The following is an 11,953-nucleotide window of genomic DNA, read 5'->3' on the forward strand; positions in this document are numbered from 1 at the left end:
ACAAGCATGACGGGAATACCGCTTTTTCAGTTTTTCGTTCTGGCGCCCATTGACAATACCACATACAACCCGATAATCAGAGGCAGGGCTGCGAACCGCAAAATTAACAGAAGTAGGGCGGAAAGAATCAGAAAAATGTATTTTATTTTATTCGCCTGCCAGCTGAAGGTTTTAAATTTAAACGCCAGCAGCGGCAATTCTGCTACCAGCATAAACGCAAAAAGCGTGATGGCCGCCAGCACATAGGGGTTGTACCAATAGGTGGTCAGTTCGGGCTGGTAATGGCTCATAAACGGAAATGAGGCGATCATCAGGCTGTTGGCCGGTGTCGGTACGCCGATAAATCCATCGGCCTGGCGGGTATCAATATTGAAATTAGCCAGCCGGATTGCCGACAATACCGTGATCAGGAATGCACCATAGGAAAGCATGCCCATGTCCAGCCCCTGCGCCAGTTTAAAGACAAGAACGCCGGGCAACAGGCCGAATGTAACCATGTCGGCCAGCGAATCCAGTTCCTTACCGAACGGACCGGAAGCATGCACCAGCCGGGCCACAAACCCATCCCCGAAGTCCAGCACGGCGGCGATGACCATCAGCCAGGCGGCCGTTACCAGATCACCGTTCAGCGCCATGACGATGGCTATGCTCCCGCAAAGCAGGTTGCCGCACGTCATGGTATTCGGAAGCTGTTTAATTAGTTTGGATAGCATATATATAGGTATCAACAGCGCCTCCGGCGATTAGTCCATCCGGATAAACGGATTTGATTTTTTCTCCCGGCCAATGGTGGTCGGGTCCATATGACCGGCGTAAACCGTATAGTCGTCCGGAAGGGTATAGAGCTTCGTCCGGATGCTGTTCAGCAAGGCCTGATGGTCGCAGTACGGAAAATCGGTCCGGCCGATGCTTCCTTTGAACAGCACATCACCGCCAATAACATACCGGTCTTTATGGTTCACGAATACCACATGCCCCGGTGCGTGTCCCGGCGTATGGAGTACTTCCAGTGTTGTGTTACCAACCGCAATTTTATCACCCTCGCGGAGGTAAACGTCTACTTCGGTCGGATCGTAGCCCCGCAGGCCGTACATCTCCATTCGCTTCGGCACATCGTTAAAAATAACCATGTCAAGTTCATGCAGGTACATCTTAACGCCGTATTTACGCTTGACATAGGCACTGCCGAAAACGTGGTCCAGATGGGAATGGGTCTGGAGCAGGTGAGTAACCGTCAACCGCCGGCTGTCGATGAAGGCCGACAGCGTCTCTTTCTCAGCCTGATCATAACAACCCGGATCAATGACGGCGGCCTTTTGGGTTTCGTCATCAATAACGATATAGGTATTTTCCTGAAACGGGGAAAATGTGAATGTCTTAACCATGTCAGAAAAGGAGAAAAACAGTTGGTTTTTTATGCAGGTCGGGAAGTTGTCCTTTCCAGTCTTTGATAGTTTTTGTTTTGATAAACGCATCCGGCGCCGTTACGTTGCAGGCAACACACAGGCGGCTGTCACCGGCGCAGGCTGACAGGACATCGCCCATCATCTGATTGTTGCGGTAAGGCGTTTCCATGAAAATCTGGGTCTGCATCTTCTGGCGGGCATCTTTTTCCAGCTGTTTCAGGGCCTTGCTGCGTTCGCCCCGATCGATCGGGAGGTAGCCGTGAAACACAAACGACTGCCCGCTCATGCCCGAGCCCATCAGCGCCATCAGGATAGACGAGGGGCCGACGAGCGGAACAACCGTCCAGCCCAGCTGATGTGCTACCCGCACGGCGGCGGCGCCCGGATCAGCGACACCGGGGCATCCGGCTTCCGACAGCACACCGGCATCCTGTTTCCGGTCGGTCAGCACCTGCATGTTGCGGCGTACTTCAGTATCGGTCGTGTCTTTGTGTAAGTCGAAAAACGATAGTTCATCGATGACCTTACCGGTCTTGAGGCTGCTGATAAAGCGGCGGGCTGTCCGGACGTTTTCGACAAAGTAAGCATCAAGCTTACCCATCACCTCCCGGATTTGGGGAGACAATACCTGGTCAGCAGTGTTGTCGGCCAGAACTGTAGGGATTAAATATAATGTAGGCATCAGGCGATAAAGGCTAAAACGGCTTCAACAAATTCTGCCGGCTTTTCAGCCTGCACCCAGTGACCGGCACCGGCAATGGTCTGAACAACGGCATTCGGAAAAATACGTTTAATCGTTTGTTCGTCTTCCTCCGTAATATAGGGCGATTCACTGCCCCGCATAAACAGGGTTGGTTCCGTAACCTGCCGGACGGCTTTCAGTTCTTCACCAACACCGTGGATTTCCCGTTCAAGAACCGGCAGGTTGATGCGCCAGTCAAACTTACCTTCCGAGGTCCGGTACAGGTTCTTCAGCAGAAACTGCCGTACGGCCGGCGCACGTTCATACTCACTGAAGATCGTGTCGGCCTCGTTGCGGTTACTTAACGTTTGCAGCGGAACGGCGTTGAAGCCGCGCAGGATTTCGCCGTGATGCACGGGGTAGAAACGGGGAGCAATATCGACCACAATCAATTTGCTGTACGTATCCGGGTATGACATGGCGTACTGCATGACCGTTTTACCACCCATCGAGTGTCCGATCAGTACCGGCTTATCGAGCTGATGATCCTGAATGAATTCATGCAGATCGGCCGCCATCAGATCGTAGTCAAATTCATCACTACGGGGCGACTGGCCATGATTCCGCTGATCAACCGAAAAAACGCGGAAGCCCTGAGCGGCAATTGCCTTGCTGATGGTAACGTAATTATCAGACGATCCGAAAATGCCATGCAGAAAAATGACGGCTGGTCCGGTATCGCCCGACTGACGAAAGAATAATTTCATATTGTCTGATTAGCCACTAAGCCACGAAGTACCAAAGTAGCACAAAGAAAAACTTCGTGCTGCTTTATGTCTTACTGCCTTTGTGGTTCATAAAAATTCCTGCCACTAAGCTACGAAGTACCAAAAGGGCACAAAGAAAAACTTCGTGCTGCTTTGTGTCTTACCGCCTTTGTGGTTTATAAAAATTCCTGCCACTAAGCCACGAAGTACCAAAGGGGCACAAAGAAAAACTTTGTGCTGCTTTATGTCTTCCCGCCTTAGTGGTTTAAACAACCTTAAAAAACGTAAACAGATTTCTCCTGACGAGGAATAAACTCGCCGAATGACTGCAAAGTAAACCCATTTTGAGCAGCAACTTGTTCAAATGTGGCACAAGAATCCGGCTCCACGGCAATTAACAGGCCGCCGGATGTCTGCGGATCGGCCAGAACAACGCGTTGCTGATCGGTCAGGCCGGCAATTTTATGGCCGTAGCTGTCCCAGTTGCGGTGCGTTCCGCCGGGAATACTGTTCTGCGCCAGGTATGCATCAAGGACCGGCAGTTTAGGAACGGTATCAAACGTAATGTTCGCACTCAGACCGCTGCCATCGGCCATTTCTACCAGGTGACCGAGCAGTCCGAAGCCGGTCACGTCGGTAAGCGCTTTCACATACGGTAGTTTCCCCAGCACTGCCCCGAATTTGTTCAGTTGTGCCATTTGCGCAGGTGCGAGCTGCGCGTGTTCCGGTGCCAGAATCCCTTTTTTCTGCGCCGTCGTCAGAATACCGACGCCGAGGGGTTTGGTCAGGTAAAGCCGGCAGCCGGCAGTGGCCGTGTTGTTTTGCTTCAGGTGCTCTGTCCGCACCTTGCCCGTCACAGCTAACCCGAAGATCGGTTCGGGCGAGTCGATACTGTGGCCGCCCGCCAGCGGAATACCCGCTTCGGCACAGATCGCCCGGCTACCAGCCAGCACCTCACCCGCAACTTCCGGCGGCAGCTTGTCCAGCGGCCAGCCCAGGATTGCAATCGCCATCAGCGGTTCACCGCCCATAGCATACACATCGCTGATGGCATTGGCAGAGGCAATCCGGCCGAAATCAAAGGCGTCATCCACGATGGGCATAAAAAAATCGGTGGTGCTGATAATGGCTTCTCCGTTGCCCAGGTCCATCACTGCGGCATCGTCGCGGGAATCATTGCCGACCAGTAGCCGGTGGGCGAGGGGAGAGACGGCCGGCGGGCTGATGGTCGTCTGGTTATGGTGCAGAATCCGGTCCAGAATTTTCGGCGCGATTTTGCATCCGCAGCCGGCCCCGTGGCTGTATTGCGTAAGTTTTATAGTGTCAACTGGCGTCATTTCTCAACTATTTATCGGTGAAGAAACACCGGAACGATACATTTTGATAGTAAAGCAATAAAAAACAGGGCAAATTACACAACCCTGCTAAAAGGCTTATTTTGTATAATTTTAAGTTTACCGGATTTCCGGCACTGTTTCCGGAGAAAAATCAGGCAACTATTCACTCTGAAAACAGCAAAATGAGTATCAGATCAGGCAAAGGAAAAAATGAAGGGCCTTTCCTTCATAATTATTTAACCGGCAAAGCTTGAACAATGTGAATATAAAAGTATACTTTTTCTACAAAAGCTCATTTACAGCTCACTTAAACTGGATTTCTCGAAGAAGGACGTTGCTCATTAGTATATTTTATTGTTTTTTTGAGGAAGTTTTCGGGCAACCCATTGTTGTCTGATGTCTTTCATCATCTTAATCAAACAACCCAAGTTTATGCATTTTAAACTTGTACAAAAAACAAGGACGGCTTTTAAACTTTTCGGAGTTTTGGCCGTATTTTTTTTGGGGCTAATCAATGCACAGGCCCAGGTTACTACCTCTCAGATCAACGGTGCCGTTGTTGACGACAAAGGAGAATCCCTGCCAGGTGCCACAGTATTAGCCATTCACTTGCCATCGGGTAGCCGCTATGGTACAACTACAAATGCTGCCGGCCGGTATACCATTCCGGGTGTGCGTATCGGTGGTCCTTACAAAGTATCAGTAACCTTCGTTGGTTATCAGGAACAGACACGGGACGGCATCACAGCCAACCTTGGTTCTGCGGCTAACGTAGATTTCAAACTGGCAAATGCCAGCACACAGCTGTCAGAAGTAACGGTTTCGGGCACGCGCAGTGATGTGTTCAGCTCAGACCGTACGGGTGCTGCGGCAACGTTTGGTCGTGAAACGATCAACACTCTGCCGACAATCGGCCGTACAATCAACGACATCACGAAGTACAATGCTTACGGTAACGGCCGCTCTTTTGCGGGTCAGGACAGCCGTTTCAACAACTTCACCATTGATGGTTCGGTATTTAACAACGGTTTCGGTCTGGGTTCTTCGGCTCAGGCAGGTGGCCGTACAGGTACTACTGCCGTTTCGCTTGACGCGATTGACGAAGTTCAGCTGAACGTAGCGCCTTACGACGTTCGTCAGTCAGGTTTCGCCGGTGCTGGTATCAACGCCGTAACCCGTTCAGGAACAAACGAATTCTCGGGTTCAGCATACCACCTGTTCCGTACGAGCAAAGACTCGTTCCGGATGGTGGGTAAAAAAGCTGATGGCCGAAATATCCCGGCGGTCAACATCAACGAGAAAACAACCGGTTTCCGCGTAGGTGGTCCGCTGATCAAAAACAAACTGTTCTTCTTCGTGAACTATGAGCAGTTTACCAGCAGCACGCCTGCTCTTGACTGGCAGGTTAACCGTGGTCAGACATCAGGTAACATTTCACGGGTAACGCAGGCGGATGTGGATGACATCACGAACTTCATGCGTACGAACTTTGGTCGTGAACTGGGTCCGTTCGACAACTTCAACAACGAAGTAACCAGCAAGAAAGGTCTTGTTCGTCTTGACTACAACATCAACGACAATCACAAGCTGACCGTACGGTACTCGCACCATAACTCACAGTCAGGTGTTCCGATCAGCAACAGTAACAGTAGCAACACGGCGGGTAACGGTAACCGTACCAACTCATCGCTTGCCCTGTCGCCGCAAAGCACAGGCTACCTGATTGCGGATAACACACGGTCATTTGCTGCCGAACTGAACTCGAACTTCAAGGGTAAATGGGCGAACCAGTTAGTCGCTACCTACAACAAGCAGATCGAAGATCGCCAGTACCTGAACAGTGTGTTCCCGTCAATCGACATTCTGCAGGGTGGTACTACCTATATGTCTATCGGTTTCGATCCGTTTACGCCAAATAATAAGCTGAACTATTCGACCCTGAACCTGACAAACAACCTGAGCTACTTTGCCGGTAAGCACACGCTGACTTTAGGTCTGGGCTACGAAAACTTCGTATCAAATAACCTGTTCTTCCCTGCGTCAAACGGTGTGTATGTATATAACTCACTAGCTGATTTCAAAACAGCAGCGTTAGCGTACAAAAACAACCCTACCGCCACTACGTCACCGGTAACGGTTAACCGATACAATCTGCGTTATTCTTTGCTGGATGGCGGTGCAGAACCATGGCAGAAGCTGGCATCAAACACATACAGTGCTTATATCCAGGATGAATACCAGGCGACGCCTAACCTGAAACTGACACTGGGTCTGCGTGGTGATATTTTCGCCTATGATCAGTCACTGGCAGAAGACTTTACTAACCCGATTGTTGCAGGCTTAACATTCCGCGACGAAAACAAGGCAAATTATAAAGTAAATACAGGAGCCTTCCCTAAGAACCGTCTGTTGCTGTCTCCGCGTCTTGGCTTTAACTGGGACGTAACCGGTGATAAGAAAACGCAGGTGCGTGGTGGAACCGGTATCTTCGTATCACGTGTTCCACAGGTACTGGTGTCAAATCAATTGGGTAACAACGGTGTTAACACGGCTGTTATCAACCTGACCAACACTAACACTGTTCCGTTTGCACTGAATCCGAGTGAATTACCTGCTAACCTGCGTCCGGATCCATCAAAAGTTATTCTGGCAAACCTGGCTCCTTACGCTGTTAATGCAACTGACCCTGATCTGAAATACCCGTCGATGTGGAAAACAAACATCGCGATTGACCAGAAATTGCCGTTTGGCCTGATTGGTACCGTAGAGTTTATCTATAACAAAACGATTAACGGTCTGCGTTATATCGATGCCAACCTGAAAGCCGCGGATCGTACGTTCAGCGGTACAGATACCCGTGATCGTTTCCCTGCTTCAGGTGTTGCAAGCTCAGGTTCAGGTGCAGCAAACACGGTAGCTGTAGCCCGTTTCTACAATACTGCGGTTTCAAACGTATTCGTGCTGAAAAACACAAACGTAGGGTATGCCTACACAGCCACGTTTAAACTGGAAAAACCAGCTACAAACGGTTTCGGCGGTATGTTAGCCTATACATATGGTTACGCACGTGATATGCAGTCAGTAGGCAGCACGGTACAGGCGAACATGCCGACAGTTTACGGGCAGAACTACCTGACAGAATCATACAGCGATAACGATCAGCGTAACCGGATCATCGGTTACCTGAACTACCGTCTGAACTACGGTGGCAAATTCGGTGGTTCAACGATGTTCACACTGGGTCTGACTTCACAAAGCGGTGGTAAAGTATCGTATACATACGGTAATGACCTGAACGGTGACGGTCAGATCAACGACCTGATCTTCGTGCCGGCTAAAGCGTCTGACCTGTCATTTGCATCGCTGACAGTAGGTTCTGGTGCATCAGCAGTTGTTTATACGCCGGAGCAGCAGCAGGCCGCTTTCGATCAGTATATCGACAACAACGATTACCTGAAAACACGTCGCGGCAAATATGCTGAGCGTAACGGTGGTTACTTCCCTTGGCTGACTCGTGTTGACCTGACCGTTACACAGGAATTTTACATCCGTGTTGGCAAAGAAGGTAAGAAAAATACAATCCAGCTGCGTGCTGACGTCCTGAACTTCGGCAACCTGCTGAACAACAAGTGGGGTGTAGGTTACCTGACAACGACAGCTACTCCGTTGACCAACTCAAGCATCAGCGCTGCCGGAGTTCCGACATACCGCCTGAACACACAGGTTATCACCGAAGGAACAACGAACAAAACAATCCTGTTGCGTGACTCATTCGTGAAGAACGTGTCAATCGACAACGTATGGCAAGCACAGATCGGTCTGCGTTATATCTTTAACTAAGCCGGTTTTACGCCATAACAGAGCCCCCGCCCCAAAGCGGGGGCTTTTGTTTTTAACAGAATCAACCCTATGAAAAAACTCATTATCACCTTACTGGGCTGCTGGCTGGCCGGGAGTGTATCGGCACAGAAAAACCGCTTTCAGACCAATGCTGCCATCAGTACCTTTCTGATGCCTGAGCGGCGAACAAAACCGTTGATACTGGCCCACCGTGGCGGACCCGATGCAGGAGACACGGAGAACAGTCTGAAAACCTTCAGTAAGGCAATTAGCGATGTGCCGGATGCTATTCTTGAAATGGATGTGCGGATGACGAAGGACAGCGTGCTGACCTTGTTACATGACGATGAACTGGAACGTACCACAACCGGCACCGGCTCCCTGAAAGCACAGACATGGCAGGCTTTATCGCGGCTGCAATTACGTGATCTGACCGGCAAACCAACGGCTCAAAAAATGCCGCTATTCGAAGATGTGCTCAGGTGGAACAGGAACCGTGCAGTGCTGGCACTGGATATTAAACCCGGCGTTGACCTCCGGAAAGCCATGGCGATGGTGGAAAAACACAAGGCCCTGAACAGCGTGTTTATAATCTGCTATACCGTAGAAAGTGCCGTTGCATTGCGGCAGGCGTATCCGGACCTCTGGCTGGCGCTGGGGGTTACAATGGCCGAAGATCTGGACAGGTTTAAAAAAGCAGGACTACCGCTGCATCATCTGGTTGCGCTGACACCCCGTCAGGTGCCACCGAAAGCGTTTTATGACGCCATGCATGCAGCAGGAATACCGTGCTCAACAGGTACGTACGGAAAAGATAATACGGACGAGCTACCAATGGAAAAAGCTGCGGGTGACTACCGGAGAATCGTTGAACAAGGCGGCGATATTCTGACAACCGACCGCCCTGCTGCCGTTAACCGGTTATTTCGGTAGGTTCGTTTCCTTGCTTTCAGCAGCCTGGTTCAGCCGTAACTGTTTAAAGGTTTCGGTAGCCGTCTGATAGCCGAGGACCATCAACCGGCCGATGTCCTCTGAATCGAAACGCTGGAGGTCGAGGTGGAGCGGCTCATGAGGGCGGATAATCGTCAGACGAAAATCCTGTTGCCGCAGTTTCTCGCGCTCGGCAAACCGCTCAGCCCAGGCAATGTCGTTGTTGACCAGCTGATTAACGGTAATGTCCTTAACGCGGTCGATCAGGTTCAGCAGGTTGCGGTAATTGAACTTTTCGGTAAAGATTTTCTTCGCATGACAGGCCACGCACATGATGTCGGTAAGGCCGTCTTCAATGGCTACCCGCAAGGGGGCTACTTCGCGCAAACCGCCGTCGAGGAACGCTTTGCGGTGGTCGCCGCCGATCTGGGTGGCAGGCATAATAAACGGCAGCGAGCTGCTGGCCACCACATAATCCAGAAAGTGGTCATCCTGTGGACTGGCATACACCATATCGCCTTCAATGATATCAACCGCCCCGACTTTCAGCTTAACCGGTGACCGTTTCAGCCGCTCTGCATCGAGATGGGAGGTAACCAGCTGCCGGAGCGGGTTATTGTCCAGCAGCCCGTCAAACCGGCTGAAAAGCGTATTATAGCCCATCATAAACTTAGATCGCTCCTCCGCAATGGCATAGGGGCCGGTGATGTTCCGGATCCAGAATTCCAGCAGGGCCCGCCCGGCTTTAGGCCAGTCGATGGCACCGTTTTCCTCGAACTGACGGGTTGCTTCGTGGGTCAGGAAAGTGGCGTTAAGACTGCCAACTGAAATGCCGTAAATGGCATCCGGTTCAAAACCTGATTCCAGAATAGCCATGACAGCGCCGGTCTGGAAAGCACCTTTCAGCGAACCGCCACCCAGTACCAACGCTCTGTTTTCGGGGGAGTTATGCTGAATATGGGACCGGTGGGGTACCGGCGGGTTGGGATTATCGATCATAGGGTTGCGAAAGTCAGTCCGGTAATTTGCCGGATTTTGGGCAATAATCAAATTTTTGGTGGTATACTTGCCGGAAAATTACCGGAAATGCCACTATCTGTTGCCGACATACAAGCCCCGATCGAACACGAGATGCGCGAGTTTGAGCGCAAATTCAGGGACTTGATGAAAAGCGAGGTAATGCTGCTTGATCAGATCATGAATTACATCGTCAAGCGCAAAGGAAAGCAGCTACGCCCCATGTTCGTATTTCTGACGGCGGGCGTCTGCGGCCAGATTACCGAATCGACGTATCGGGGGGCAGCCCTGATCGAACTCCTGCATACGGCTTCGCTGGTTCACGATGATGTGGTTGATGACTCCAACTACCGCCGTGGCTTCTTCTCCATCAATGCCCTCTGGAAAAATAAAATTGCGGTGCTAGTCGGCGATTATCTGCTATCGCGGGGGTTGCTGCTGTCGGTGGATAATAATGAATACGACCTGTTGCAGATCGGCTCACGGGCTGTCCGTGAACTGAGTGAGGGCGAATTGCTCCAGATTGAAAAGGCCCGCCGGCTCGACATTACCGAAGATGTGTATTATGAGATTATCCGGCAAAAAACAGCTTCGCTGATTTCGGCATGCTGCGCCATGGGGGCACGTTCGGCCAACGCGGCGGCTGAACAAATCGAGCAGGCCCGGCTATTCGGGGAAAAAGTGGGTATTGCCTTTCAGATCAAAGACGACCTGTTTGACTACGGAACGGCCGAAGTCGGCAAACCGCTGGGCATCGATATCAAAGAGAAAAAAATGACGCTTCCGCTGATCTATGCCCTCAACAGGGCCAGTTCAGGCGATAAGCGCCGGGTGATTAATATTGTAAAAAATAAGAGCGACGATCCCAAAAAGGTGAACGAGGTGATCGCTTTTGTGAAAGGGTCCGGCGGTATTGAATACGCAACGGCCGCCATGCAGCGGTTTGTTGAAGAGGCCAAAGCGCTCCTGCACGCCTTTCCGGCATCGGCCTACCGGACTTCGCTGGAACAGCTGGTTCAATATACTATTGAGCGGAGTAAGTAACGTTAGCGTTAAAAAAAAGGCCTGACCTTCCTGGAAGTTCTAAACTTCCAGGAAGGTCAGGCCTTTTTTTAACGGCTCAATCCATCGCGCCGCGCCCGGTCACGGACCCGCTGCGCCCGTGCCTTGCTGTCGGGGTGGGTTGACAGAAACGTCGGGACACCGGCGCCGCCACTTTGTTTGGCCAGCTTTTCAAACGACGTGGCCAGCGCCATGACACTGTAGCCGTTCTTTTTCATAAACTGATAGCTATAGTCGTCGGCCTCGGTTTCCTGCTTCCGGCTGAACGAAGAACCGATGATGTAATCAGCCACACCACCCAACTCTGAGCGGGACAGCCGGCCGATTGCCCCCGACTGAGAGGCCAGCACATTCCGGACGGCCGACCGTTGCAGGGCTTTTTTCATCCCATCGCGGGTGTCATGGTTAATAACGTGGCCGATTTCGTGGCCCATAATTGCCAGCAGCTCATTGTCGGTCATGACATCCATTAAGCCTTTAAAGACCCGTACGCTTCCGTCGGCGGTGGCAAACGCATTTACGTCTTTCACCATATACACTTTGTAATTGATCGGAATACCGCTTACTGTTTTATGCCGGCGCACAATCCGGTTCAGGCGTTGTGAATAAGGATCGTTCGGACCGGCAACAGGATTCTGGGCGTCCATTTGCTGTACGGCCTGACGGGAGAGCTGGACTACCTGCGCATCTGACAACAGGGCCGAATTCAGGGCATCAACACCCGCCTGCATGAGGCTTGGCTGCTGGGCCTGTGCGGAAAGTGTCAACCCGGTCAGCAGTATAAAAAACATCTTTATCGTTTTCATAGATTTTTCAGAATTAATGAACAGGCTCGCCAAAACGACCGGTTAAAGCGGCTTTTACGGCCTGTTTATGTATGGACTCTTTAACTGAGGAAAAGGTTTAATGGAT

10 protein-coding genes are annotated in these 11,953 nt (G+C 51.2%); 3 read left to right on the top strand and 7 right to left on the bottom strand.

What is annotated here, in order from left to right:
- Positions 1-26: 26 nt before the first annotated feature.
- The 5 genes from pssA to selD all read right to left on the bottom strand — a co-directional run bounded on the left by pssA (position 27) and on the right by selD (position 4,192).
- Positions 27-713, bottom strand: a complete 687-nt coding sequence (gene pssA, locus AC23NW_RS09430) for a CDP-diacylglycerol--serine O-phosphatidyltransferase (protein ID WP_487449089.1) — start codon at positions 711-713, stop codon at positions 27-29.
- A 30-nt stretch (positions 714-743) separates the two neighbouring features.
- Entirely contained in the window at positions 744-1,385 is a 642-nt protein-coding gene (locus AC23NW_RS09435; RefSeq protein ID WP_487449090.1) for an MBL fold metallo-hydrolase, read from the bottom strand.
- 1 nt (position 1,386) lies between these two features.
- On the bottom strand, positions 1,387-2,088 hold the full coding sequence (locus tag AC23NW_RS09440; protein ID WP_293837868.1) for an SAM-dependent methyltransferase: 702 nt from the start codon (positions 2,086-2,088) through the stop codon (positions 1,387-1,389).
- On the bottom strand, positions 2,088-2,855 hold the full coding sequence (locus AC23NW_RS09445) for an alpha/beta fold hydrolase (RefSeq protein WP_487449091.1): 768 nt from the start codon (positions 2,853-2,855) through the stop codon (positions 2,088-2,090). Before AC23NW_RS09445 ends, AC23NW_RS09440 begins: the two co-directional genes overlap by 1 nt.
- A gap of 275 nt (positions 2,856-3,130) precedes the next feature.
- Positions 3,131-4,192, bottom strand: coding sequence for a selenide, water dikinase SelD (selD, locus tag AC23NW_RS09450; RefSeq protein ID WP_487449092.1), 1,062 nt, complete (start codon positions 4,190-4,192; stop codon positions 3,131-3,133).
- Positions 4,193-4,624: 432 nt separating this feature from the next.
- Here selD and AC23NW_RS09455 point away from each other — a divergent pair, with 432 nt between their 5' ends.
- Positions 4,625-8,032: a TonB-dependent receptor gene (locus AC23NW_RS09455; protein WP_487449093.1), complete on the top strand. Its 3,408-nt coding sequence runs from the start codon at positions 4,625-4,627 to the stop codon at positions 8,030-8,032.
- Between the two features lie 69 nt (positions 8,033-8,101).
- Positions 8,102-8,965, top strand: a complete 864-nt coding sequence (locus AC23NW_RS09460; protein ID WP_487449095.1) for a glycerophosphodiester phosphodiesterase family protein — start codon at positions 8,102-8,104, stop codon at positions 8,963-8,965.
- On the opposite strand, the gene AC23NW_RS09465 is transcribed toward AC23NW_RS09460, so the two are convergent.
- Positions 8,954-9,961: a patatin-like phospholipase family protein gene (locus AC23NW_RS09465; protein ID WP_293837858.1), complete on the bottom strand. Its 1,008-nt coding sequence runs from the start codon at positions 9,959-9,961 to the stop codon at positions 8,954-8,956. The genes AC23NW_RS09460 and AC23NW_RS09465 overlap by 12 nt on opposite strands.
- Before the next feature lie 87 nt (positions 9,962-10,048).
- On the opposite strand from AC23NW_RS09465, the gene AC23NW_RS09470 reads away from it, so the two are divergent.
- Entirely contained in the window at positions 10,049-11,023 is a 975-nt protein-coding gene (locus tag AC23NW_RS09470; protein ID WP_293837856.1) for a polyprenyl synthetase family protein, read from the top strand.
- A gap of 68 nt (positions 11,024-11,091) precedes the next feature.
- Here the strand turns inward: AC23NW_RS09470 and AC23NW_RS09475 are convergent, their stop codons facing one another.
- Positions 11,092-11,847, bottom strand: a complete 756-nt coding sequence (locus AC23NW_RS09475) for a M48 family metallopeptidase (RefSeq protein WP_487449096.1) — start codon at positions 11,845-11,847, stop codon at positions 11,092-11,094.
- Positions 11,848-11,953 lie beyond the last annotated feature (106 nt).

Source organism: Arsenicibacter sp. R0_47, from assembly GCF_057652235.1.